The 25,187-nt window shown below is 48.0% G+C and carries 23 protein-coding genes; all 23 read right to left on the bottom strand.

What is annotated here, in order from left to right:
* Positions 1 to 287: 287 nt before the first annotated feature.
* The 23 genes from lysS to spoIIE all read right to left on the bottom strand — a co-directional run bounded on the left by lysS (position 288) and on the right by spoIIE (position 25,128).
* Positions 288 to 1,805 (bottom strand): lysine--tRNA ligase, encoded by a 1,518-nt coding sequence (lysS, locus tag BN1234_RS11210; RefSeq protein WP_054956753.1) that lies wholly within the window; start codon positions 1,803 to 1,805, stop codon positions 288 to 290.
* Between the two features lie 149 nt (positions 1,806 to 1,954).
* Positions 1,955 to 2,431 (bottom strand): transcription elongation factor GreA, encoded by a 477-nt coding sequence (gene greA / locus BN1234_RS11205; protein WP_054956752.1) that lies wholly within the window; start codon positions 2,429 to 2,431, stop codon positions 1,955 to 1,957.
* Positions 2,432 to 2,650: 219 nt separating this feature from the next.
* Positions 2,651 to 3,673 carry a tRNA dihydrouridine synthase DusB gene (gene dusB, locus BN1234_RS11200; RefSeq protein WP_054956751.1) on the bottom strand — a complete coding sequence of 341 codons (1,023 nt, stop codon included), beginning with the start codon at positions 3,671 to 3,673 and terminating at the stop codon, positions 2,651 to 2,653.
* 39 nt (positions 3,674 to 3,712) lie between these two features.
* Positions 3,713 to 3,919 (bottom strand): helix-turn-helix domain-containing protein, encoded by a 207-nt coding sequence (locus BN1234_RS11195; RefSeq protein WP_054956750.1) that lies wholly within the window; start codon positions 3,917 to 3,919, stop codon positions 3,713 to 3,715.
* A complete protein-coding gene (gene folK, locus BN1234_RS11190; protein ID WP_054956749.1) occupies positions 3,871 to 4,419 on the bottom strand; it encodes a 2-amino-4-hydroxy-6-hydroxymethyldihydropteridine diphosphokinase in 549 nt (182 codons plus the stop codon). The genes BN1234_RS11195 and folK overlap by 49 nt, the downstream gene beginning before the upstream one ends.
* An 8-nt stretch (positions 4,420 to 4,427) precedes the next feature.
* Positions 4,428 to 4,790, bottom strand: coding sequence for a dihydroneopterin aldolase (gene folB / locus BN1234_RS11185; protein ID WP_054956748.1), 363 nt, complete (start codon positions 4,788 to 4,790; stop codon positions 4,428 to 4,430).
* A 35-nt stretch (positions 4,791 to 4,825) separates the two neighbouring features.
* Entirely contained in the window at positions 4,826 to 5,683 is an 858-nt protein-coding gene (gene folP, locus BN1234_RS11180) for a dihydropteroate synthase (RefSeq protein WP_054956747.1), read from the bottom strand.
* On the bottom strand, positions 5,684 to 6,565 hold the full coding sequence (locus tag BN1234_RS11175; RefSeq protein ID WP_054956746.1) for an aminotransferase class IV: 882 nt from the start codon (positions 6,563 to 6,565) through the stop codon (positions 5,684 to 5,686).
* Positions 6,562 to 7,143, bottom strand: coding sequence for an aminodeoxychorismate/anthranilate synthase component II (gene pabA / locus BN1234_RS11170; RefSeq protein ID WP_054956745.1), 582 nt, complete (start codon positions 7,141 to 7,143; stop codon positions 6,562 to 6,564). Before pabA ends, BN1234_RS11175 begins: the two co-directional genes overlap by 4 nt.
* Before the next feature lie 12 nt (positions 7,144 to 7,155).
* Positions 7,156 to 8,739, bottom strand: coding sequence for an anthranilate synthase component I family protein (locus BN1234_RS11165; protein WP_054956744.1), 1,584 nt, complete (start codon positions 8,737 to 8,739; stop codon positions 7,156 to 7,158).
* Positions 8,740 to 8,954: 215 nt separating this feature from the next.
* Entirely contained in the window at positions 8,955 to 9,893 is a 939-nt protein-coding gene (gene cysK, locus BN1234_RS11160; protein WP_054956743.1) for a cysteine synthase A, read from the bottom strand.
* Positions 9,894 to 10,175: 282 nt separating this feature from the next.
* Entirely contained in the window at positions 10,176 to 11,123 is a 948-nt protein-coding gene (locus tag BN1234_RS11155) for a peptidyl-prolyl cis-trans isomerase (RefSeq protein ID WP_054956742.1), read from the bottom strand.
* 21 nt (positions 11,124 to 11,144) lie between these two features.
* The gene (hslO, locus tag BN1234_RS11150; RefSeq protein WP_054956741.1) at positions 11,145 to 12,029 is read right to left on the bottom strand and encodes an Hsp33 family molecular chaperone HslO; all 885 of its coding nucleotides are present in this window, start codon (positions 12,027 to 12,029) and stop codon (positions 11,145 to 11,147) included.
* Between the two features lie 112 nt (positions 12,030 to 12,141).
* On the bottom strand, positions 12,142 to 12,906 hold the full coding sequence (locus BN1234_RS11145) for a type III pantothenate kinase (RefSeq protein ID WP_054956740.1): 765 nt from the start codon (positions 12,904 to 12,906) through the stop codon (positions 12,142 to 12,144).
* Complete coding sequence (nadC, locus tag BN1234_RS11140) at positions 12,903 to 13,778, bottom strand: carboxylating nicotinate-nucleotide diphosphorylase (RefSeq protein WP_054956739.1); 876 nt, start codon at positions 13,776 to 13,778, stop codon at positions 12,903 to 12,905. The genes BN1234_RS11145 and nadC overlap by 4 nt, the downstream gene beginning before the upstream one ends.
* A complete protein-coding gene (gene nadB / locus BN1234_RS11135) occupies positions 13,768 to 15,384 on the bottom strand; it encodes an L-aspartate oxidase (protein ID WP_054956738.1) in 1,617 nt (538 codons plus the stop codon). The genes nadC and nadB overlap by 11 nt, the downstream gene beginning before the upstream one ends.
* 36 nt (positions 15,385 to 15,420) lie before the next feature.
* Positions 15,421 to 16,359, bottom strand: a complete 939-nt coding sequence (gene nadA / locus BN1234_RS11130) for a quinolinate synthase NadA (RefSeq protein ID WP_054956737.1) — start codon at positions 16,357 to 16,359, stop codon at positions 15,421 to 15,423.
* 225 nt (positions 16,360 to 16,584) lie between these two features.
* The gene (gene ftsH, locus BN1234_RS11125) at positions 16,585 to 18,654 is read right to left on the bottom strand and encodes an ATP-dependent zinc metalloprotease FtsH (protein ID WP_054956736.1); all 2,070 of its coding nucleotides are present in this window, start codon (positions 18,652 to 18,654) and stop codon (positions 16,585 to 16,587) included.
* 102 nt (positions 18,655 to 18,756) lie between these two features.
* A complete protein-coding gene (gene hpt, locus BN1234_RS11120; protein WP_054956735.1) occupies positions 18,757 to 19,296 on the bottom strand; it encodes a hypoxanthine phosphoribosyltransferase in 540 nt (179 codons plus the stop codon).
* Between the two features lie 60 nt (positions 19,297 to 19,356).
* Entirely contained in the window at positions 19,357 to 20,796 is a 1,440-nt protein-coding gene (tilS, locus tag BN1234_RS11115; protein ID WP_054956734.1) for a tRNA lysidine(34) synthetase TilS, read from the bottom strand.
* A gap of 67 nt (positions 20,797 to 20,863) precedes the next feature.
* Positions 20,864 to 21,778 carry a serine/threonine protein kinase gene (locus BN1234_RS11110; RefSeq protein WP_054956733.1) on the bottom strand — a complete coding sequence of 305 codons (915 nt, stop codon included), beginning with the start codon at positions 21,776 to 21,778 and terminating at the stop codon, positions 20,864 to 20,866.
* The gene (locus tag BN1234_RS11105) at positions 21,762 to 22,505 is read right to left on the bottom strand and encodes a vWA domain-containing protein (protein ID WP_054956732.1); all 744 of its coding nucleotides are present in this window, start codon (positions 22,503 to 22,505) and stop codon (positions 21,762 to 21,764) included. Before BN1234_RS11105 ends, BN1234_RS11110 begins: the two co-directional genes overlap by 17 nt.
* A gap of 112 nt (positions 22,506 to 22,617) precedes the next feature.
* Positions 22,618 to 25,128, bottom strand: a complete 2,511-nt coding sequence (gene spoIIE / locus BN1234_RS11100; protein ID WP_054956731.1) for a stage II sporulation protein E — start codon at positions 25,126 to 25,128, stop codon at positions 22,618 to 22,620.
* Positions 25,129 to 25,187 lie beyond the last annotated feature (59 nt).

The raw sequence follows: 25,187 nt of genomic DNA, 5'->3' as shown, positions 1-25,187 counted from the left end.
TTTTTGAATTTATTTTTTTCGAATTCATTCTAGCTTGTTATCTCTTAATTGTGTGCCGTCCGTATCTCCCGGCCGGATTTATAATATACCATGGACTCATACAATATTGCAACCCTAAATAGCTAACTTTTTTTTGGAAAAATATCACATAATCTTGTCGCAGTTACATACCTCTATAACTGATCCATTGTTGTTCCGCCGAATGTGGTTCTAAGGTCATTCCCTATATAAAAAAAGGAACAGTTTAAGCGATGTACATCGTTTAAACCGTTCCCATGTTCATATTATTAATCCAGCGTGCGGTTCCGCATATGAGGGAACAGCAGTACATCACGGATTGACGGAGCATTGGTAAGCAGCATGATTAGACGGTCGATACCGATGCCGAGGCCGCCTGTAGGTGGCATACCATACTCCAGCGCACGCAGGAAGTCTTCATCCATCTCATGTGCTTCATCGTTACCTTGCTCTTTTTCTTTCAATTGGCTTTCAAAGCGTTGACGCTGATCGATCGGGTCATTGAGCTCGGAGAATGCATTTGCATGCTCACGCGCTACGATAAACAGCTCGAAACGATCTGTAAATCGAGGGTCTTCCTCGTTCTTCTTCGCCAGCGGAGAAATTTCAACCGGATGTCCGGTTACAAACGTCGGCTGGATCAGTGTCTCTTCTACAAACTGCTCAAAGAATGCATTCAGAATATGCCCGAAAGTCATATGCTTCTCAACTGGGACTTTATGTTCTTTTGCAAGAGCATGAGCTTCTTCGTTCGTCATTTGAACACCGAAGTCTACACCCGTTACTTCCTTAACCGCATCTACCATAGATACACGGCGCCATTGAGGCTTCAGATTGATTTCATGACCTTGATAGTTGATTACCTGAGTTCCCAGAACCTCTTGAGCAACGTGGGAAACAAGATTTTCGGTCAAAGCCATAATATCCTTGTAATCCGCATAAGCTTCATATAGCTCTATCATTGTAAATTCCGGATTATGACGTGTCGAAATCCCTTCATTCCGATAAACGCGTCCGATTTCATATACCTTCTCCAAACCGCCTACAATGAGACGCTTCAAGTGGAGCTCAATTGCAATACGCATATACAGCTCCATATCCAGCGCGTTATGGTGAGTAATAAACGGCTTGGCCGCTGCTCCCCCTGCAATAGCATGAAGGGTCGGTGTTTCCACTTCCAAATAGCCGTGAGAATCCAGATAACGGCGCATCGACTGAATGATTTTGGAACGGGTGATGAACGTCTTCTGCACTTCCGGATTTATGATGAGATCGACATAACGCTGACGGTAACGAAGCTCTACATCCTTTAGTCCATGGAACTTTTCAGGAAGAGGGTACAGTGATTTCGTAAGAACCTCGAGATTCTTAACTTTAACGGTAGTTTCCCCGGTTTTGGTCTTGAAGAGCGTACCGCTCACACCGATGATATCTCCTAAATCCAAAATACTGAATGCTTGATACTTCTCTTCCGCAATGGAATCCTGGCGAACATAAATCTGAATCCGGCCGCTAAGGTCCTGAATATGTGCAAAGGACGCTTTACCCATACCGCGCTTAGCCATGATGCGGCCAGCCAGGTTCACTTCCACCTGCTTCTCTTCCAGTTCCTCTTTGGTCAGGGCATCGTACTGCTTCAAAATTTCACCGGCGTTATGTGTTCTTTCATACTTACCACCGAACGGGTCAATTCCTAATTTACGGAGCTCGTCCAATTTATTGCGGCGAATCTGCAATAATTCACTTAGCTCCTGCTCTTGTTCCTGATGGTTTATTTCTTCCGTCATTGTGGGTTCATCTCCTTCATTCTCTCGGCCATTTATCTTTGACCGTACAAACAACTTAACAACATAAAAACTAAGGACGCGACTTAACCAGTCCTCTATACAAATAGCGAAAGAAGCCCCCCAAAGGAAGCTTCCACGCCCATTCCAACTTACTTCTTAATTTCTACGATTTTATATTGAATGACGCCGGCCGGTACATTAACATCAACCACTGACCCTTTTGACTTGCCAATAATCGCTTTGCCGACAGGGCTCTCGTTGGATATTTTATTGTTAAGCGGATCGGATTCCGCTGTACCAACAATGGTATATTCCATTGTATCACCAAATTCCATATCCTCAACAATGACGGTATTGCCGACACTTACAATTTCAGTATTAATATCGTCGTTATTGATGATACGCGCGTTACGGAGCATTTTCTCCAGCGTTATGATACGGCCTTCGATAAAGGCTTGCTCGTTCTTGGCGTCTTCATATTCGGAGTTCTCACTGATGTCACCGTAACCGATGGCAACCTTAATACGCTCCGCGACTTCACGCCGTTTAACGGACTTCAGATTCTCGAGTTCGTCCTCCAGTTTCTTCAGACCGTCCTGTGTAAGAATGACTTCTTTATCGCTCATCTCAACCGATTCTCCTGTCATGTAGATAATTTAAACCACCATACCACCATACTATATGCGAATCTTCGGGGAACAGAACCCCTCCCCCTGATGCTTGCTGTATATCAAGGCGAATTTATACTGAAAAATTATATGGTAACCATTTCAAAAAGTCAATGAACGTAATCGCATAAATGAAAACGCTATTTTTTGCCATAAATGAAGATGACGTTTTACCTGCTACATTGCAGAAGCAGCCTGCGGATAAGCGCTTTTTGCCTCACTTTGTGTGGTCTCCAGCTGGTCGACGAAGTTCGTCAAAAGACTCACCATCTCATCACGCTTCGTTTCTTCCATAATAATGTCCTTAATCCTTGCAGAACCCTTAAGTCCCTTCAAATACCAGGACAGATGCTTTCTCATTTCCCGAACCGCAACAGCCTCACCGCGAAGAGCAATCAGTCGGTCCATATGAAGGATGGCAATCCGGATTTTCTCTTGAGGTGATGGTTCATCAAGAAGCTCCCCTGTTTTCAAGTATTCGACCGTTTGGTATAACATCCACGGGTTGCCGAGCGCTCCGCGCCCGATCATGACACCGTCGCAGCCCGTCTCAGCAAGCATGCGCTTCGCATCTTCCGGTGTTACGACATCGCCGTTACCAATGACAGGGATGGATACAGCTTCCTTAACCTGTCTTATAATGTCCCAATCCGCATGCCCGGTATACAGCTGCTCCCGGGTCCGGCCATGGACACTGACCGCTTTTCCTCCGGCACGCTCCACAGCCAGTGCATTCTCAACGGCATATATATGATCGCTGTCCCAGCCTGTACGCATTTTTACCGTTACCGGTTTATTAACGACATCGACAACAGCAGACACCATTTCATAAATTTTATTCGAATCCAGCAGCCAGCGCGCCCCCGCATCCATCTTCGTAACCTTTGGAGCCGGGCAGCCCATATTGATATCAATAATGTCTGCATTAGTCTGTTGATCGACAACTTTTGCCGCTTCCACGAGAGAGTCACGGTCTCCACCAAATATCTGCAAACTCAGCGGTTTCTCGCGTTCATCAACAAACAGCATTTCCTGTGTCCGCTTGTTGCCGTGAACAATCGCTTTGCCGCTTACCATTTCTGCACAGACAAGGCCTGTACCGAACTCTTTGGCGATCAAACGAAAAGCCGGATTGCATACACCGGCCATCGGAGCCAGTACAACCTGGTTCTTCATTTCGATATTTCCAATTTTCAGCATGTTTTTTCACTCCCTTATGCGTTATTTATCTATATTCACTCAATTACGTTCTTTAAGCTCCTGTATAGTAATGTCCAAAGCATCCGCAATTTTAGTTAAAATTTGTTCCTCTGCACGTCGATTGCCGCGCTCAATCGCACCGAGTACGGCTAAAGAAATATCTGCACGTGCTGCCAGCTCTTGTTGAGTAAGGCCTTTTAACTTTCGAAAAGCTCGGATGCGCTGCGCCAGCCGCATGTTCTCCAAAGCTGTATTCCTTCCTTTCCATCCAGTTTTCCAATCGCGTTCTTAACTGTAGTGTACAAGCCGGAGGGTTCCTCTTCGGGAACAATGTCAGCTAGCGGCATTAATACGAAAGCCCTCTCCAGCATACGTGGATGGGGAAGAATCAATTCCGGCGTATCGAGTCTCAAGCCTTCCATCCAGAGAAGGTCGAGATCAACCGTACGGGGACCATTATGAATATTTCGCACCCGTCCGAGCCGCTGTTCAATCTTCTGCATCTCAGCCAAAATAGAATGCGGATCAAGCGTTGTTGATACCGCAGCAGCCATGTTTAAAAACATGGGCTGGTCTGCATAACCGACAGGCTCCGTCTCATATATGTTGGAGCAGCGCAGTACCTTAACTTCCTGCAGTCCGTCCAGTAGTTTCAAGGCTTCCATCAGTGTCGCTTCCCGGTCACCTAAATTGGCCCCTAAAGCAATATAAGCCTCTGATGTCTCAGAGGTAGCTTGTGAATTCATTGTGTATCTCACTTCCTGGTCCGGTGCAGCTCTACAGTAACACCTTCAAAATGAATGTCAAACGGAGGATGTGGCTTAGTCAGCTTTACAGTTAAAGCGTCGATACTAGTATAAGTGTCAAGCACCTTGGATGCAATATGCTCCGCTAAGGCTTCGATCAGCTTAAATGACTCGGTCCGCATGATTCCCTGCAGCAGCTCATGGACCTCAGCATAATTTACCGTCTGTGTCAGATCATCTGTGGTTCCTGCTTTACTTAAATCCATTTCCAGCTCAAGATCAACATAAAACCGCTGACCCAGCTTTCTCTCTTCTGCAAAAACGCCGTGATATCCATAGTACTCCATTCCGCGCAAAATCATTTTGTCCATTGCTCATATCCGCCCTTCCATGATTTCCTGATTCATTATACCCGCTTCAATTCTGACGAAGCATACAGCATGGCATCACACATACGTACCGTTCGCTTCATTTGCATAACATCATGTACCCGCACCAATTGGCAGCCCTGTGCAATTCCAAAAGCAACGGTAGCGGCAGTACCCTCCACCACATCATCCACCGGGAGATCAAGCGCGGTACGGATGAATTTTTTGCGCGAAGTGGCCAGCAAGACCGGATATCCCAGACCGACCAGCTCATCCAAAGACATCATAACCTTCATGTTCTCATCATAATCCTTCGCAAAGCCAATACCCGGGTCCAAAATAATACGGCTTTTCTTCACTCCTGCCTCAAGTGCAATATTCACACTTTCCATAAGATCTTTCTTCATATCCTCAATAAGGCTGGTATAATCCCGATCCTTACGGTTATGCATAAGAATGACCGGACAATCCAAAGCAGCCGCAACACCGGCCATATCCGGGTCTTCCTTAAACCCCCACACATCATTAATGATGTGGGCACCGGCTTCAATCGCCTGACGAGCAACCTCCGCCTTATATGTATCAATGGAAAGCGGGATATGCGGCGCTTCGCGGTGTATGGCTTCTATAACCGGTATCACGCGGGCTAACTCTTCATCAGCACTTACTCTTTCGTGGCCGGGTCTTGTAGATTCTCCCCCGATATCAATGATGTCAGCACCCTCCGCGGCCAGTTGAAGAGCATGCTTTACAGCCCGGTCCGGATCATTAAAACGTCCGCCATCGGAAAAGGAATCCGGAGTTACGTTCAGAATCCCCATAATAAGCGTTGATGTTCCCAGCTCAAGCTTTGTTTCTCCGCAGTGATAAGTCTGTTTATATATTGTTGTCTTCATCTATACCCCTGCCTTCTGTCGATAAGCTTTAATAAATCTCTCTGTAAAGGGACCGGCCAGACCATTCCCGACGGTAACCGGCTGTTCACCCGACTGCAGCAGACTCGTTACAGGCATAAGCTCCTGTACGGAGCCTGTCGTAAATATCTCATCTGCAGCTAGCAGTTCCTCCCATGTATATCGCCCCTCTTCAGCAGGAATGCCAAGCTCATCTGCCAGTTCAAGGACAAGCCCCCGGGTTATGCCTGGTAGGATGCCTGTTCCTACATCCGGTGTAAACAAGCGGCCATCCTTCATAAAAAAGAGATTGCTCACAATTCCTTCAGCTAATTCATCGTTTGCTGTCAGCATGAATCCCTCTGCCCCGAGCAGAACGGCATCCGGATAAGACTGCAGCTCACGTTTCGCCATAATGTTGTTCATATAGTGAAGGGACTTTAGCCGTACAGGCGTCTCTGGTGTATTTCGCCGAGTCGATAGCAGCTGCAGAGCCTTTCCTTCTGTATATAAAGAAGGTGAGAATACCGGCAGCGGCTTCATATATAGAAGCTCCGTTCTATTCGCATAATCACCAGCAGGAAGACCAAGCGCTTCAACCCCTGCTGTAACCGTATAGCGGATATATGCATCTTCAAGCCCATTAGCTGTAAGCAGGTCCGTGATCCACTTAATCATATATTCCGTGTCCTGCTTATAGTTAATTCCAAGCACGCTGCAGCCTTCAGCAAGCCGATTTAGATGGCGGTCCAATAAAAAAGGATTGCTGTGATAAGTCCGAAACGTCTCAAACAACCCTATTCCATATAAAAGGCCGTGATCCATAGCGGACACCACAGCCTTGGCCGTGTCTACAACACGGCCGTTCACTCCCATAAATCTCATGCTTTCGCTCCCGCAGTGCGTTTCAGAAAGCTTTGAAGCATCCGATGACCATGATCCGTAATTATCGATTCCGGGTGGAACTGTACACCCTCAATAGCGTACTCCTTATGCCGAAGCCCCATGATCTCGCCCTCTGCCGTCCATGCTGTTATTTCAAGACAATCGGGCAGGCTTTCTCTGTCTACAAGAAGGCTATGATAGCGTGTAGCTGTAACGGGATTAGGTAATCCTTCAAATACCGATGTCCCCAAGTGGTGAATCGGTGAGGTTTTTCCGTGCATAAGACGTTCCGCGCGAACAACGTTACCTCCAAAGGCTTGCCCGATCGCCTGGTGACCGAGACATACCCCAAGGATTGGGATGCTCCCTTTAAAATGGTCAATAACCATCAAGCTGATTCCCGCTTCATTCGGGGTACACGGACCCGGTGAGATCAGAATATGATCCGGTGCCAGCTCCTCGATCCCCGCAATGTCGATTTCATCATTTCTAAACACCTTTACCTCTTCACCTAGCTCCCCTAAATACTGCACGAGATTATAAGTAAATGAATCATAATTATCGATCACGAGAATCATTGTTTACTCCCCCTATTGTACAGCCGCTGCTGCGGCCTCCTCTTCACTGCACATCACCGCGGCAATAAGTGCCTTGGCTTTATTATGACACTCCCGGTATTCGCGATAAGGATTAGAATCAATCACAATACCTGCACCAGCCTGAATATATCCGGTCCCATCCTGAACGGCCAGCGTGCGAATAATAATATTCAACTCCATATCCCCGTTATGATCGATCCATCCCATCGATCCCGTATACGGGCCTCTTGTAACCGGCTCCAGCTCTTCAATAATCTCCATCGTTCGGATCTTGGGAGCGCCTGTGATCGTTCCGCCAGGAAAGGTTGCTGCAATCACGTCGTACACCTCTTTACCTTCCGCCAGCTGTCCCTCCACCTGGGAGACAAGATGCATCACATGAGAATAACGCTCTACGGTCATCAGCTCAGGTACATGTACGGTGCCATATGCTGCAATTCGACCGATATCATTACGTTCGAGATCGACAAGCATAATATGCTCTGCCCGTTCCTTTTCGTTACCGGTTAACTCAGCTTCCATTACCGAATCCTCTTCCGGTCCTGCTCCCCGTCTGCGCGTTCCAGCGATAGGTCTTGCGGAGACCTTATTCCCATTCAGCTTGATTAACAACTCTGGAGATCCGCTTGCAAGTGCAAACTTAGGGGATTTGATATATCCCATGTATGGTGAAGGATTCAGAAGACGCAGCCACTCATAGACATCCGCAGGATCAGCATGCAGCTTCAAATGTCGTCGTAACGACAAATTGACCTGAAAAACATCCCCCTGACGAATATACTCCTGAATCGAAAGCACAGCCCGCTCAAAGTTCTCCTGAGAAAAATCAATCGTCAACCGATCCCATTCCTCTACATCGGGACCTGCTAGAGAAGCTGCTCTTTCCTGCCTGGCCAGCAAGCGCCGTCTCTCCTCTGCCCGCACCATCTCATCCTCATTCGCACCAAGTATATCGTCCCACTGCTCCATCATACGGGTAGCTCTTGCTGCCGCTTCCATGTAAAGTCTCCCAAGATCTTTTTCAGCAGGGATGCTGCTCTCTGTTTGGTTCCAGGGTGTATGCACCGCACAATAGACGGTCTGAAGTTCATGATCGTAGATCCAGACCTCCTCCATCCGCATCCAGAGGTAATCCGGAAAGCCGGCATCATCCTGTGCCAATACAGGCAGCTCTTCAAGTGAGCGGATGACATCATATCCTAGAAAGCCTGCACAACCCCCGCGAAAGTCTGGCCATCCTGTTACACGTGGCGAGCGCATTTCTCCCATCCAGTTCTTCAAAAGCTCCAGTGGTTTGCCTTCCGCCTTCGTGATCTCCCCAGTCTGAAGATCTGTGATCTCGCCTTGCAATCCTTTCCCCGTTAAGACGGACACAGGATTCAAACCCAGGTAGGTGTACCTTCCTCCCTTTCCGCTTTCAAGCACGAATGCATAGGGTGAAGCAGCCTTCCATGCTTTCTCCCAGGTTGCAGGCAATCCTTTCGCCCACCCCTGATATTGAATTATATAAGGCAGCACGGACCAGCCCTCTCTCACCCATTCCATCCACTGAGCCAGCTCTATCCTTCTGTCCATGCGTGTCCTCCTTCATCCGTATAAGCGTATAAGCCTGTTCTGTTGCATGTCAGTATACTGTATCCTGCCCTACTTGAAAACCCCGAAACCGCCTTCCCCCGCAATTAATTTGAGGCAAATACAAGCCAGGCAGGCAGAACCTTCATTCCAACAGAAAAAGCCTTCAATGCATAATACATTGAAGGCCGTATGTTTAAATTAATAATAAATCAAGATTAAGCCTCAAAATTGTACAGCGGCGTGCTCAGGTAACGTTCCCCGTTACTAGGAATGATGGCCACAACACGTTTACCTTTACCAAGCCCTTTTGCAACCTTTAATGCCGCCTGAACTGCTGCGCCAGAAGAGATTCCCGCCAGAATGCCTTCCTCCTTCGCCACACGCCGTGCCGTCTCGAAAGCATCCTCATTCTCAACATGAATGATTTCATCATAGATCTCTTGATTCAGAATTTCTGGTACAAAATTCGCGCCGATCCCCTGAATCTTATGCGGACCCGGTTTCCCGCCTGCCAAGATTGGGGAAGCTGCCGGCTCAACAGCATAGATCTTAATGTCTTCAAATGCTTCCTTCAGAACTTCGCCAGCACCTGTAATCGTACCGCCTGTTCCAATTCCAGCAACGAAAGCATCCAGCGTTCCGCCAATGGATTGTATCGCTTCAACGATTTCAGGACCTGTGGTTTCCCGGTGGATCTTCACATTAGCCAGGTTCTTAAACTGCTCTGCCATAAAGAATCCGGAGTTTTCTTTCATAATTTCCTCCGCCTTCTTCACCGCTCCGTTCATACCCTCCGCTCCTGGCGTAAGAACCAGCTCCGCTCCGTAAGCACGAAGCAGGTTGCGACGCTCCAAGCTCATCGTTTCCGGCATAACGATAACCGCCTTGTATCCTTTCGCTGCAGCTACCATAGCAAGCCCGATTCCTGTGTTGCCGCTGGTTGCTTCAATAATCGTATCGCCTGGTTTCAGCCGGCCTTCCTTCTCCGCTTCCTCCACAATGCTGATCGCGATCCGGTCCTTCACGCTGGAACCCGGGTTCTGGTACTCCAGCTTCAAGTAAATTTCTGCGCTGTCCTCCGGTACAATTCGATTCAGACGGACAAGCGGTGTGCCGCCGATCAATTCTGTTACACTGTTTACTACTTTAGCCATTAGGAAGCCCTCCTTGGATTCGTTTAACGGTTTACGGTGGATCGATATCCAGTTATCTGGTTGTATGATTGAAAAAGATCTATCGAACCGAATAAACGGTTCAATATATGCCCTCTAAATATCCGAGTATTTCGGTAGGTTTTATAACATCATCTTATCAACGTTATAACTCCTTGTCAATAACCAGAGCCAGCATTCATTTAAATCGGGGCGGAACAGTGTTTCCTATGAAAAACAGGCCTTTGCAGCAAGGGAATCACTCTGCTGCAAAGGCCTGTTTTATTAATTATTATGCTGCTCTGAAGGGATTCCAGCCATCATGCGCGCTTTGTATTTATCACGCAGCTGGCTCTCAAGTTCAGAGAGTGAAACCGATTGCTCCAGCGCAAGCTGTTTACGTACCGTTTCCCGAATGTGATGGTCATCCACCTTGTCAGGAACCTGAATATCCTGAACATAAACAATGCCATAGCTGTCATCAAGCTGTACCGGTCCAGCAATATCTCCTTTATTCAAGGATAAAGCCATCTCCATCAATGCCTCCGGCTGAAAGGGATCATCTTCTTCTACGAATCCCAGGTAGCCTCCATTTTCGCGGGTATATTCATCAATTGAAACCTCTTCAGCAAGAGAGGCAAAATCCTCACCATTCTCCAATCGATCCAGTACCTTTTCCGCTTCCCATTCCTCTTCCACCTTGATGATGGATAGTTTCAGCTGCTTCTTGGGGCTGAATTGATCCGGATGCTGCTCGAGGTATTGATCTATTTCGGCGTCACTCACTTTAACGTTAGCTGTCGCTATTTTTTCCAAGGTAAGTCGGTAACTCGTTTCTGCCCTGAGCAGTTCTTCAGTAAGCCCAAGCTGCTGCTCCATTTCCTGCAGGAATATCTCCTTTGATTCATATCCCTGGCTTGTCCGTTCCAGTTCCTGATCGATTTCTTGAGGAGTGACTGTAATGCCTGCAGCCGCAGCCTCCAGCTCGACCACCTGACGATTCATCATGGTCATCAACACTTCGCTGCCGTACCTTTTCTTAAGTTCACTAGTCCATTCTTCCTCTGTAATCGGCATGTCTTGGACAGATGCGACCACAGAAGGGGTATCTTTCGATGTTTTTTTCCCATCCTGAAATACAGCCCCGGAGAACAGTATCCAGCTCCCCATAAATAACACACCTGCAGTCAAGACAACGACGGTTACCCATAGTCCCTTCTCTTGTCTCGTCATACGGCTGTTCATCCCAATACGTTAAGATTTGGCCTGTGCCAACACGGATTTCAACTGCTCTTCGTCATATGTGTATACCTCATTGCAAAAATGGCAGGTAACCTCAGCCTTTTTGTCCTCTTGAATTAACTTCTCCAGCTCCGCCTGCCCCATGCTGATCAGTGCGCGTTCTACACGTTCATGAGAGCAGTCACAATGGAAATGTACTTCTGTCTCTTCCAAGATCGTCACATCAGGCAGAATCCGCCGCAAAATATCCTCCAGTTCAAGCCCTTCTTCAAGCAGCGTTGTCACCGGCGGAATCTCGCTTAGCGTCTTTTCCAGTTCCGTAATTTCCTCGTCTGTCACACCCGGCATCAACTGAATAATAAAGCCGCCTGCATTCGCTACCGTATAATCAGGAGCTACCAGAACACCAAGACTAACCGCAGAATTCGTCTGTTCCGACACGGCAAAATAATAGGTAAAATCTTCGGCTAATTCACCAGAAATAATCGGGACACTTCCACGGTACGGCTCCTTCAGCCCCAAATCCTTAGTCACATGGATATAGCCAGAGGTTCCTACGGCTGCAGCCACATTCATTTTGCCCGGGCGGATGTTTGTCATCTCGACATGAGGGTTATTCACGTAGCCTCGTACTTCTCCATGCGCATTGGCTTCCGCTGCGATTAGACCAATCGGGCCGTCACCGCGTACCTGAATGCTAAGACGCTCTTCCCCTTTCAGCATCGCACCCATCATTGCAGCAACCGAGACGGTACGTCCTAAAGCGGCTGTTACGACGGGAAATGTATCATGTCTGCGCCGTAATTCCTCGACCAGGTTCGTGGTTCGCACGGCAAAAGCTCTAACCTTGCCTTCCATTGCCGTTCCCCGGAGTATACGGTCTTTATGTTTGTCCATCTTACAGCCTCCTTGTCTTTCTTGTTGTAAAAGCATGTGTAAAACCCTCATCATATATAACTCTATAATCCGTCATTTGTTTGATCAGATTACCATAAAATTTAAATTCCAGTTAATTTCGTTCATAAATGATCCGCAGACCTTCCAGAGTAAGCATCGAGTCAATCTCATCAATCGAATCTGTTTCGCTTGCGATCAGCTCTGCTAATCCCCCGGTTGCGATCACCTTCACATCATCCGAACCCATCTCTGCTTTAATACGCTTCACAAGGCCGTCCACCTGGCCCGCATAACCAAAAATAATGCCCGCCTGCATGGCGTGAACCGTATTGCGGCCGATGACCTTTTTCGGCTTCTCGAGCTCAATCCGCGGAAGTTTCGAAGCCCGCTGAACAAGTGCTTCAGCAGCGATGCCAATGCCTGGCACAATTGCCCCTCCGAGATAATTCCCCTGGTTATCGATGCAGTCAAATGTAGTGGCAGTTCCAAAGTCCACGACAATGAGAGGGCCGCCGTACTTATCTACAGCCGCCACTGCATTTACAATACGGTCAGCACCAACCTCCCTCGGATTCTCATAACGAAGGTTCAGCCCTGTTTTTATTCCCGGGCCTACTATATACGGAGTTTTCTTAATATATTTCAGGCACATTTCTTCCACCACGCCCACCAAAGGAGGAACAACAGAAGAAACGATAACTCCTTCTATTTCGCTTACCAAAATATCGGACATTTGAAACAGATTATGAATTAACACTCCGTACTCATCTACCGTAGATTGACGCGAGGTACTGATCCGAAAGTGATGGAGAAGCCCCTTGCCTTGATAAATACCTAACACGATATTCGTGTTCCCAACATCTACAACCAAAATCATGATGCTCCGCCTCCTTTCTTGGCGTTTAAGTCTAAGCTGATGTCCAAGCTGTTAAAAGAATACGTCAATCGGCCTACAGAAATAACATCGACGCCCGTCATGGCTATTGTCCGCACCGTTTCAAGTGTAACATTGCCGGAGGCTTCTGTCGTCACATGCGGAGAAACCGCCTTAATCCGCTTTACAGCCTCCGCCATCATCACAGGGTCCATATTATCGAGCATAATAATATCAGCACCAGCGGTTAGTGCCTCGTCAATTTGAGCCAGAGACTCGGTTTCCACTTCAATCTTCATGGTGTGCGGAATCTGATTCCGTGCTCTGCTCACTGCCTGAGCAATGCCGCCCGCTCCCTTGATATGATTATCCTTGATCATTACCGCATCATATAAACCGAAACGGTGGTTAGCTCCCCCACCGACACGAACTGCGTATTTCTCCAGCATCCGGTGACCCGGTGTTGTTTTACGCGTATCCACCAGTCTGGTTGGGAGGCCTTCAAGGGCATCCACATAAGCCTGCGTCCTTGTGGCTATACCAGATAAGCGCTGCAAGAGATTAAGGGCCAACCGCTCCCCGGTCAAAATCCGGTGTGTACTGCCCTCAACCTCTGCCAGAATATCTCCCTTGTTCACCCGTTCGCCATCCTTGACATGGGCTTTAAAGATCAGGTTCTTATCCACAATCTGAAAGACAAGCTCAGCCACCGGCATACCCGCTGCAATGCCGCCTTCTTTAGCATGGATAATCCCTTTCGATTCATGCCCCTCTGGAATCGTCGATAGCGACGTAATATCCCCTGATCCAATATCCTCACGCAGCCAATTCCGAATATTCTCTGCTAAGCTTTCATTATATCCGTTAAACATCATCACTGTATTCCTCCGTCATCCCTTGATCACGAGTATGAATAATATGCTTGCGCCAGCCTTCATTATCCCGCATCGGAAAATCCTCACGGTAGTGAGCCCCCCGACTCTCTTCACGCTGCAGCGCAGCCTGGATCACTAACAGGGAGCTGGTGAGCATATTCGCGAACTCATATTCTTCCCGTCTCGTCAACACAGAGTGGAACAGGGGCAGCTGGCGGTTTAAGTCATCTAATGCCCGGAGCAGTGTATCCTTGCTGCGCCGAAGTCCTGCATACCTGACCATCACTTTTTGCAGCTTTAACCGGCGTTCCACAATCGGCTGCGAAGGGGACTCTTTACGATTTAAGCTAAAAGACACGGGAACTGGATCCGGAGAACTCAGGGGCAGCTGTCTGATCCGCTCCACAATTCTTCGTCCATAAACAAGGGCTTCCGACAAGGAGTTGCTTGCCAGCCGATTCGCCCCATGTACACCCGTGGATGAAACTTCACCACAAGCGAAAAGACGGAGTATACTGGTCTCCCCATATAAGGTGGTCTTCACGCCACCCATCATATAATGCGCTGCCGGAGATACGGGAATCCAATCTGTCGTTAAATCCAGTCCATAGCGCATACAGGTTTCATAAATCGTCGGAAAGCGGCGCTTCACCATTTCAGGTGACTCATGCGTAATATCAAGATAGACAAATGTGGAGCGGGTCTCTTCCATTTCACTTACGATCGCTCTAGCCACGATATCACGTGGGGCAAGTTCGAGTAATTCATGATATCGCTCCATAAAGCGTTCACCTTTAATATTCCGCAAGTAAGCCCCTTCACCCCGTACCGCTTCAGAAATTAAAAAACGGGGTGCTCCTGAATAGCTAAGCGCGGTCGGATGGAATTGGATAAACTCCATATCCCTGATCTCAGCACCTGCACGATATGCCATAGCAACCCCGTCTCCTGTTGCAACCTCAGGATTGGTTGTATAGCGGTACAGCTGACCGGCCCCACCGGAGCATAACACGGTTGCCTGCCCTCGTACAAACACACGGCTTCCGTCCGGCATCTGTACCAGCACACCGAGACATTCATTATCCTGTGTAACCAGATCAATCACAAAATGATCATCCCACACCGTTATATTGTGATGCTGCTCTACCTGATGGGAAAGTGAACGCACAATTTCATAGCCGGTTGCATCCCCATTCGCATGTAAAATGCGCCTGTGGCTATGCGCACCCTCCTTCGTCAATGCGAGCTCACCATCTTCCACATCAAATATGGTGCCTAACCGGATCAACTCCTGCACACCAGCCGGACCTTCATGAACCAACGCATCCACGGCACCGGAAGAACATAAACCGGCACCGGCCAGAAGCGTATCATGCCGGTGATATGCAGGGGAGTCGTCCTCAGCTGTCACAGCCGCTATGCCTCCTTGGGCATAACGTGTGTTGCTTTCCATTAATGATTTTTTAGTAATGAGCAATACGCTGCGGTCAGCACCCGCTTCAATCGCTGTATATAATCCGGCAATACCAGAGCCAATTACGATCACATCCGTCTCTACTGCCGGTAATTGCTGCAGATCAAAATCAACTAAATACTGCGGTATCACGTCATTCACCTGTCTTTTAGCGAAGAGTAGCGCATGCTACTTTACTTGTAACATGCGCTCTAAAGAGGTTCTAGCCTTATCTGCAACAACGGGCGGTACATAGATTTGCGGCTTCATGGTTTCAAGACATTTAACCAGCTTCTTAAGGTTATTCACCTTCATGTTTGGACATACAAGAAACTTGGTTGCAAAGTGGAAGGTTTTATCCGGGCTGTCTAAACGAAGCTGATATCCGGTTCCATCCTCCGTACCTACGATGAATTCCTTGCAGGATGAATCTCTGCAATATTCCAGAATCGCTGTAGTGCTTCCCACAAAGTCACCCATGGCAACAACTTCAGGACGACACTCCGGGTGGACCACAAATTCAGCATTCGGATATTTGGCTTTCATCTCTACCACATCTTTTACAGTCAGCATGTCATGGGTATTACAGTAGCCTTCCCAGATAATCATCTTTTTGTCTGTATGCTGCTGAACATAGTGACCTAGGTTTTTATCAGGGACCCATATAATTTCATCAGAATCTACGGACTGAATAACCTTTACAGCATTAGAAGAAGTGCAGCAAATGTCTGTCTCCGCCTTGATCTCGGCAGATGAGTTTATATATGTAACAACCTTTGCGTTCGGGTGCTGTGCTTTCAATTTCCGGAGCCCATCCACGTTAACCATATCTGCCATCGGACACCCTGCACGCTCATCAGGAATAAGTACAGTCTTGTTCGGTGCCAGGATTTTTGCGCTCTCACCCATGAAATGCACACCGCAAAATACGATGACATCTGCATCGGTCTGTGCAGCTTTCTGTGCAAGCAAGAATGAATCTCCCCGAAAATCTGCCACTTCCTGAATTTCATCCCGCTGATAATAATGCGCCAAAATAATGGCATTGCGCTCCTTTTTCAACTGCATCAGGCGTTCTCGCAATTCACGGTTTTGCTCCACTTTTCGCTCCAGTGCCAGTGCTTCCACGATTGACCCTCTCCCCTTATGTATTGCGGCTTTATGAGCCGCTGATCAACCTTGCCCCAGATGCCTGTTTCCCCTTTGTGAAACGAAGCACCTGTCGTTTATCACTAAATGTACACAAGGTTCGATATGCTGTCAATGTGACAAGAAGCACAAAAAGAACCGGAAAACGAATTATCGTTCTCCGGTTCTTTATTTTTATTCGGAATGCGAGGTTTATCGCTTTTATTAGTTCAAACCGTCTTTTCCACTGTCCGATCCGCTTGGAGGCGTTTTGCCGTCCGGATTCTTACGCTCAGGATCATTGTTGTCTAACGGGTTATTCGGAATTTCTTCAGTCGATGTAGCTGGGTCAGCCTCATCTTTACCTTGAATCCGAACGCGAACATCACCAATGTTGTCGATCACAGGCTCACCATTCTCGGATGATCCTTGACCGCTGCCATCTTCTGAGTCTTTTTTACTCAATGAACCTGTCTCAATCAATTGTTTGATTTGCTCAAGCTCGAGTGTCTCTTCCTCAAGAAGTGTATTTGCGATCAAATGAACTTCCTTAGCATGTTCTGTGAGCAGCTGTTTACATTTCTCATAGCAATCATTGATGAAACGCTGCATTTCCTGGTCAATTTCATAAGCGATTTGGTCACTGTAATTTTGCTCATGACCGATATCGCGACCAAGGAACACCTGGCCTTGGGATGTACCGAACTGCATAGGTCCAAGCTTCTCACTCATACCATATTCCACAATCATGCTGCGGATGATGCCTGTTGCCTGCTGGAAGTCACTATAAGCACCGGTTCCGATTTCACCGATGAACAGCTCCTCCGCTACGCGGCCGCCAAGCAAACCGGTAACACGGTCAAGAAGCTCCTGCTTCGTTACAAGCATGCGGTCTTCCTTCGGCATCATGATAACATATCCGCCGGCACGTCCACGAGGGATAATGGTTACTTTATGCACCATGTCAGCGTGCTCAAGGAAATATCCAACAATCGTATGACCTGCTTCGTGGTAAGCTACAATACGCTTCTCACGGTCGCTGATCACGCGGCTGCGCTTCTCAGTACCGACAATAACGCGGTCAATCGCTTCATCTACTTCTTTCATGGAGATGTCCTTACGATTGCGGCGTGCTGCAAGCAGTGCCGCTTCATTCAACAGGTTCTCCAGGTCAGCACCTGTGAAGCCCGTTGTCCGCTTCGCAATAATGTCCAGTCTAACATCCTTCGTCAGCGGTTTATTACGAGCGTGTACCTTCAATACTGCTTCACGGCCCTTCACATCCGGACGATCAACCGTAATCTGACGGTCGAAACGACCTGGACGAAGCAAGGCCGGGTCAAGAATATCCGGACGGTTCGTTGCAGCCACGATAATGATACCTTCGTTGGCGCCGAATCCATCCATCTCTACGAGCAATTGGTTGAGCGTTTGCTCACGTTCGTCATGTCCGCCGCCAAGACCGGCGCCACGCTGACGACCAACCGCATCAATTTCATCTATAAAGATAATACAAGGAGCGTTCTTCTTCGCATTCTCGAACAAATCACGTACACGTGATGCCCCGACACCGACAAACATTTCGACGAAGTCAGAACCGGAGATACTGAAGAACGGTACACCTGCTTCACCTGCAACTGCACGGGCAAGGAGGGTTTTACCTGTACCTGGAGGGCCCACAAGAAGCACACCTTTAGGTATGCGAGCGCCTACCGTGTTAAATTTCCGCGGATCTTTCAGGAAGTCAACGACTTCAACAAGCTCCTGTTTCTCCTCGTCAGCACCAGCCACATCCTCAAATGTAACCTTCTTCTTCTCTTCATTATACAGACGGGCTTTACTCTTACCAAAGTTCATGACTTTGCCGCCGCCGCCCTGTGCCTGATTAAACAGGAAGAAGAACAGGATAAACATGATTACGAGCGGTATAAAAGATGATAACAAGGTCAGCCAGATGCTTTGGCCTTCCATTTTCTTAACGTTGAATGCAATACCATTCTGTTCGCTCGCCGAAACAAGTTCATTCAGCGCGTCGTCCGTAGCCGGAATATAGGTCGAAAAGTTCTCTGACTTATTTTCACCTTTCGGTGTATTATATTTACCGGTCACAAGATATGCATAACCGTCAAATTGAGCTGTTATTTCTTTTATGTTGTTGGCCTTAATTTCCTGCCGCAGCTGATCATACCTAGGGGTATCGGCTACTTCGTTGCCGTTGGTAACGAATTGTACGATGCCCACCACGACTAAAAATAGAATCAAATAAAAACCAGAATTCCGGATGAACCGATTCATCCCCTACCTCCTCTCAAAGACACATAAGATATTTTACCACAGCCTGTCTAACCATCTCAACAAGGCGGGACGGAGCAGAGATCTGTGAGCCAGCATGGTTGTTTAGTTGCTGTAAATCTCCGGTTTTAAAACCCCGACGTAAGGAAGGTTCCGGTAATGCTCGGCATAATCAAGACCGTATCCTACAACAAAAGCATCAGGAATGGTAAACCCGGTATAATCCGCCTGCATCTGGACAGTCCGGCGTGCAGGTTTATCAAACAGCGTCACCACGGCAACGGACTTCGCCTTACGGTTCTCTAACAGCTCAATCAAGTAGCTGAGTGTCAGTCCGCTGTCAATAATATCCTCAACAATCAGTACGTCTCTGCCTTCAACCGATACATCAAGATCTTTAATAATTTTAACGACCCCGGATGACTTTGTTGAAGCGCCGTAACTCGAAACCGCCATAAAATCGAGCTCAATAGGTACTGTAATGTTTTTAACCAAATCAGCCATAAAAATAAACGCACCCTTGAGAACACAAATCACTAAAGGATTGCGTCCCGCGTATTCTGCGCTTAGCTTTTCCCCTAATTCCTTAACCTTTGTTTGAATTTCCTCTTCACTAATGAGTACTTCTTGAATGTCATTCTGCAACTGTGAGAACCTCCTACGTGTTTATACTTATGAAAGTGTAAAATAGGCCATTCCGAGATTTTACACTCCCTCCGCATTCACGAGTTGTATGCGGAGAATACATGATGTATGCCGCCCTACGGCGGCGTGAATAGAACGTCTTACACCTGGAATCCATAGGATGCTCCCTAAGGCATCACATACGATGGGAATGTTGGGACGGACAGACGGAGGCACTTTCTCATCAATGAGAATATCTTTCACCTTTTTGCTGCCGTTTAATCCCATGACTTTCATCTTGTCTCCAGGCTCTCTGCAACGTACAGTCAAAGGGAAGGCAAGCTGATTCGCATCAAAGAATGCCTCAAATGAGGACCTTTTAATGGCATCCCTCATTCCTTCTCCATCCATACGTGTTATCCTCAAAGTCTTTCCGATTTCCGGCAAAACCAGGTCGGGGCCATCAGGAGAATAAAGCTGATATATGTAGCCTTTCTGTACTGCAGGCGGCTTAGGGGTAAAACTGATCTTCCCGTATTCGCGGATACAGGTCAAGCCTCCTCCTAAATCCAGACGCCAATTGGACCGATTATCCCGCAAAACCCCTTGGCGAACCGCTTCAATTTTAATAAAATCGGAGTTTTCCTGGTCTGCCGACAGATAATTTAATATTAGTTTAATCAAACGCCGTTGTAAAGCGACATGTAAGCCCAAAAAGGAAGGCGCGTCGAATACGAGCCTTCCATCGATCTCCTGTACGCAGGAACGGTAAGCATTCTCCGCAGCAAGCTCCATAAAATCATCTTCCTCCCCAGACACCTCAGCGAGCTGATTGAGGGAGTTGGATATCTGGCCGTTATACTGCTCCAGAAACGGAAGCACCTCCAAACGAACAGCATTGCGGCGGTATTTGGTCGTCATGTTGCTGCCGTCGACCGCATATGAATAACCGCGCTCATCGCATAGCTTGACTAAGTCCATCTTGTTAATACGAAGGAACGGACGGATCAGTTTCATATTATTTTGAAATCTTTTGATTTTCATTCCGGAGAGGCCGGACGGGCCTGTTCCGCGCAGCAGGCGCATCAGCACCGTTTCTGCCTGGTCATCAGCATGATGGGCCAGCGCAATAGAGCTTGCTCCATATTTAGCAGCTGTTTTAAAAAGAAATTCATATCTCTTATCCCGTGCTGCCTCCTGAACACCTTTCCCGCTTTCCTCCATATATGCAGGCACATCAATATAAGCGGTCTCCACAGCAATTCCTAAGCTTTCAGCAAGGCGCTGCACCATGAGCGCTTCTTCATCCGATTCCTGCCGAAATCCGTGATGTACATGAGCACATACCAATTGAAGCGGTGTGCTATGGCTTGAAATCTCATGAAGAACGTGCAGCAAAGCCACAGAATCCGGGCCACCGGAAACAGCAACAACGATAACGTCACCTGCAGCCCACAGCTGCTTCTCGCATGCAGCATCCTCGACACGTTCAATAATGGATTTCAAATGGTCCTGTTCCAATTTTGCTTATCCCCTTTTTTCTATGTCGGTAACAAAGGCTGAATCCTGAGCAATCATCATATATCACCTAGGGCCGAAGGAATAAATAAAGAGCACAGCCTAAAACAATGAGCGACATGATAAAAGAATTCTTGAGCCATCGCGGGGCTTTTTCATATCCTCCGCTCCTTCGTGACGGAGCATACACCGTGCTTTTCCAAAGGTTCAACGCTTCCCGTGAATCTGCGAACTCACCAGCAAGAGCTTGGGACAGCCAGCAGGCATACGGCCTGAGCTGCGGGCTCTTTCGCAGTACAGCCTGAAGATCAGCAACGCTTCGTACTTGCGGCAGCTGTGCGGAGGCTGACTTGAGCGCCTCTTCATCCAGCAGCTGAATACACATCACGGCAAACGAGAACAGATCATAGGACTCATCGCCTGTCCGGCTTCCGGCATTCCAATATCCGCGGTCATACCATTCCGTAAACTGCTTCACACTTCGTCCGGCTGCGCTAACGCCGCCATAATCAATCAATTCGACTTGACCGTAGGCGGATACGATAACATTCTCCGGCTTTAGATCGCCGAAGATGTAACCCGATCTGTGAAGTACAATCAGCTTCTCGAGCAGCTTGAGTCCTATCAGGCCAAGCCATTCCTTCCCCCTGACACGTACAAACCGCTGAAGCTGACTCCCCTCAATATAACGCATAACATAAAAAGGCACTTCTCCGCTGCTGTCCTGATGATCGTCAGCCTCTACTAAAAATGCATCCGGCATCTTCTCTCTTAACGTACGGAGTACATTAATCTCCGATTGCAAATCCAGCGCATCATAACCCATTTTCAGAGCATACCGCTCAGAGGAACCGGGCTGCTGGACGAGATAGACTCTGCCGTTAGCCCCCTTGCCTAACATCCGTTCCACGATGTATCGACTCTTCCGCCACTTCCCTGTAATGACAGTTCCCGGCGGATAACCGGCATTAGACAACGTAGTCACCGAATATCCCTTCCTCTTGGCTGGAATCACCCCGCCATGATTGATTACCCTCTAGTGTACCATAACGGTAATAATCAATCACCTTCAGCATGGCCGGTCCTGTCGGAGTCGCACCTTTCATCTGAAGCCTGTGAAATAAAGATCTGGCACCGTCCAAGTCAGAAGTCCAATCCACATCCTTTACGATATCTTCACCGCTCCCGCGTCCAGGAAAGTGAAATACCGCAATTTTGCTTGAACCAAGCCGTGATTTCAGACTGAGCATCAAATCCCGGATAGCCTCCTCCACTGCACCGAGCTTGGGCTTCATACTGGCACTGGCGTCGATTAAGAGTGCTACCTGAAGAGGAGAGGTTTCAGCAAGCTCATCTACCACTTCAACCACCTGAGATCGCTTCTCTGGCGGAAGTTCCTCAATTGCCCCTCCTCCTCCCAATATTTGCCGAATCTCTTTATTTACAGCCTGCTGTATCGTCTGAACAACCGTTTTACGTGTTAACATTTGCATCGTTCTGGCAAGCTCGGGGGTGCCGACAATCCGGTGAATCCCTCCGCCAGCCTTCGCAATCTCCTGGATTTCCCTTGCGCCCAGCTCTCCAATGGTTCCATAGTCAAGGATGCCGACAACGTTAACCGTGATCCCTTCCTGCAGTGCGCAAGCAGCTGCCATAACCGGGCTCGTACCAACATTAGAGCAGCCGTCTGTGATGAGTAATATCTGTTTCATATTCGAAACCCTCCCGTCACTTTATTAATCTATCGTCTACTCTCTATCATTCCCATTTTTGTAGAGTTCAAACGACAATTAAAAGAATAGAAGGGTTCGGTCGCCATCATAGTCAGCTTACCGTTCGCGGCCGCTCCATCCGTGCAAAACCGGGTATATGGACGTTTGCCCACTCCGGATGAAAATGATCGACTCGTCCTACCACAACCGTCATATCATCATGGATTTGATTTTGTTGATACCGAATCACCTTTTCGAGCAAGCAATCGGCAATCTCCTGAGGATCTGACCCGCCTATCTCCTGGATCATCCGCTTCATCCATAGCTCCTTGTTTACAGCATAGCCCGGTGCATCGTATATACCGTCCGTCATCATAATCAGCACATCACCCGCCTGCAGCTGCACAGAAACGAGATCCACCTCAATATCTTGAATAATACCAATCGGAAGGTTGCTGGCTGTGACAGGAATAACCTCGTTTCCTCTCTTAATAAAGCTTGGAGCGGAGCCTATTTTCATAAAAATAGTCTGAGCCGAGTATTGATCAATCAGAGCCATATCCACTGTTGCATAAATTTCATCCGGTGAACGAAGCATAAGAATCGAATTCACCGATTTAATCGCAAGCTTCTCATCCATGCCCGATTGCAGCAGCTGCTCCAAAATATTCAGTGCGGAGCTGCTCTCCATTCTCGCTCTCTCCCCATTACCCATTCCGTCACTTAGTGCCACCGCAAAAGTTCCATTGCCGAGCTCAACCGTGCTGAAGCTGTCTCCTGACAGCAAATCTCCTCCTTTGGCTGCTGCGGACACCCCCGTTGTAATTTCAAACGTCTTCGCTGAACCGAAGCGCACCGTAGCGAGTCCGTCACGCGGATGAGTTACCGTCTCTTCAACGACGGCGATATGCTCCCCGATAATGTCGGAAAGAAGCGGCGCAATAATTTTGCGGCATTCATCATATCCTCTCGTATAAGCATGAATGATTTCAATTTCCACATGGCCCGAATCGAGGCTTATAATATCAATCCCTTGAATGGATAGGCCAAGATGCTGCACAGCCTCCCGAATTTGCTCCTCCTGAATATGCATGGTCTGACTTTCCCGTTTAATCTCCCGCGCCAGATCCTCCATAACCTGCGATACGCCGGATAATTGCTCTGCGACCAGCTGCCGGCTGTCGAATATTTGACGCTTCCACTGCATATCATGTTGATAGAGATGGTATTGCTGCTTCAGGACACCAAGGACTTCATCTTTCTTGCCGCATATCCTGTCCCATGCCTGCGGGAGATCTTTAGCCTCTGTATCCGGATTCTCTTCGATCCTCGTCATCATGTCAGTCATATACTTATAGGTCTGATAGAACTTGGCATCCCAGCAATGGTTCCGTTTAAAGCAGGCGGAGCAGGTTCCATCTGCAACTGCGTCCATGAAATGATTCATCTCCTCGGTCTGTGTTCCCGGAGGCTGAATCGTCCCTGTCGTTTGCCCGAAGCTTTGGGATAGCTGCCGGAATACCTTGGAGAATTGAGTTACCCGTTCTGCCGTTAAATCCCGTACCCTTTTGGCATACTCATGCTGCGATTTGGTATGGTCCTGTGTGCCTGGGACATACTTGCTGATCGCCCTTGTCACAATTTTTGGCGTAATCAGGAATAATCCAATCGCTATACAGGTTTCCCATGTAGAGATCATCACTTGACCAGGGTTGTTAAAGTAAACAGACAGTATCGTTGCTCCGAGCAGCATTCCCAAGGAAACACCACCCTTCTTGCCTTCCTTCAGCATGCCGGCGAGCATCCCTGAAAATGCAAGCAGGCTCATCTGGGTGAATGCTGAAATATCTGCGAGGCTCAGGATCAAACCCGTCATCACCCCAACAGACGCACCGAGCGGAGCGCCGCCAACCAGGGCAAACAGCAGGATCAGGTAACGGGAGAGTATATGATCAACAGACATTCCTTGAATAACCCAGCCTACAGCCCCGGTCATCACGGAAGCAAGCAGAATAATAAGGCAGAGAATTTCCTCATTTTTAAGCACATAATTTTTTTTGCGTAAGGTAAATACCGGAATCGCCTGGATAAACACCAGGGTCAGCACGAATCCAAGCACGGCATCCAGCGTCATCATCATCATGGTGTACCAGGTCAGGGATGGGCCGATTAACAGCCCGAACAGCTTCACCACGAAGGTAGATACAAATACCATCATTGGTGCGTACGACAATTCTGCCCGTTCATAAGTTTCCAGCCCTCTGAGTATGGCGTAAAAGATAATGAGCTCTGCCGGAATGATCAGTGTCGTTTGACCAGAGGCGAACAGGCTTCCTGCAATTAAGGCCACTCCTACCGGAAGTAAATAATCTCTGCGCATAAATGCGATCACGGCAAAATAGGCAGCTGCAAACGGGGATAACTCATTCAGAATCATCGCTCTGCCGAGCAGAAAACCCATAAAGGTCAATAAAATCATCCACTTCTTAGCGGCCAGCAGATCAAGAGGTCGCTTTAAGAAGGACAACTGTCCCATACGTTCAATCAAGCGGGTATGAATAACTCCCGCCTCTCCCTTTGCCGCTTCTGTTCCCGGAAACATAACCACGTTCCTTTTCCCCATCACCCTGGCACCTCATTCTTTCACGAATTTGTTAGGTCCCATTATAAAACCACACGGCC

This window comes from Paenibacillus dakarensis, from assembly GCF_001373415.1.
Lineage (GTDB): Bacteria > Bacillota > Bacilli > Paenibacillales > Paenibacillaceae > Paenibacillus_AQ > Paenibacillus_AQ dakarensis.
Note: the sequence above shows the minus strand (reverse complement) of the source record. Positions and strands in the feature narration are given on the sequence as shown.

Coding starts and splice junctions, on each gene's coding strand:
- lysS (WP_054956753.1), bottom strand. CDS start 1,805: ATGACGGAAGAAATAAACCATCAGGAACAAGAGCAGGAGCTAAGTGAA.
- greA (WP_054956752.1), bottom strand. CDS start 2,431: ATGAGCGATAAAGAAGTCATTCTTACACAGGACGGTCTGAAGAAACTG.
- dusB (WP_054956751.1), bottom strand. CDS start 3,673: ATGCTGAAAATTGGAAATATCGAAATGAAGAACCAGGTTGTACTGGCT.
- folK (WP_054956749.1), bottom strand. CDS start 4,419: ATGAATTCACAAGCTACCTCTGAGACATCAGAGGCTTATATTGCTTTA.
- folB (WP_054956748.1), bottom strand. CDS start 4,790: ATGGACAAAATGATTTTGCGCGGAATGGAGTACTATGGATATCACGGC.
- folP (WP_054956747.1), bottom strand. CDS start 5,683: ATGAAGACAACAATATATAAACAGACTTATCACTGCGGAGAAACAAAG.
- BN1234_RS11175 (WP_054956746.1), bottom strand. CDS start 6,565: ATGAGATTTATGGGAGTGAACGGCCGTGTTGTAGACACGGCCAAGGCT.
- pabA (WP_054956745.1), bottom strand. CDS start 7,143: ATGATTCTCGTGATCGATAATTATGATTCATTTACTTATAATCTCGTG.
- BN1234_RS11165 (WP_054956744.1), bottom strand. CDS start 8,739: ATGGACAGAAGGATAGAGCTGGCTCAGTGGATGGAATGGGTGAGAGAG.
- cysK (WP_054956743.1), bottom strand. CDS start 9,893: ATGGCTAAAGTAGTAAACAGTGTAACAGAATTGATCGGCGGCACACCG.
- BN1234_RS11155 (WP_054956742.1), bottom strand. CDS start 11,123: ATGACGAGACAAGAGAAGGGACTATGGGTAACCGTCGTTGTCTTGACT.
- hslO (WP_054956741.1), bottom strand. CDS start 12,029: ATGGACAAACATAAAGACCGTATACTCCGGGGAACGGCAATGGAAGGC.
- BN1234_RS11145 (WP_054956740.1), bottom strand. CDS start 12,906: ATGATTTTGGTTGTAGATGTTGGGAACACGAATATCGTGTTAGGTATT.
- nadC (WP_054956739.1), bottom strand. CDS start 13,778: ATGATGTTTAACGGATATAATGAAAGCTTAGCAGAGAATATTCGGAAT.
- ftsH (WP_054956736.1), bottom strand. CDS start 18,654: ATGAATCGGTTCATCCGGAATTCTGGTTTTTATTTGATTCTATTTTTA.
- BN1234_RS11105 (WP_054956732.1), bottom strand. CDS start 22,505: ATGAAACAGATATTACTCATCACAGACGGCTGCTCTAATGTTGGTACG.
- spoIIE (WP_054956731.1), bottom strand. CDS start 25,128: ATGGGGAAAAGGAACGTGGTTATGTTTCCGGGAACAGAAGCGGCAAAG.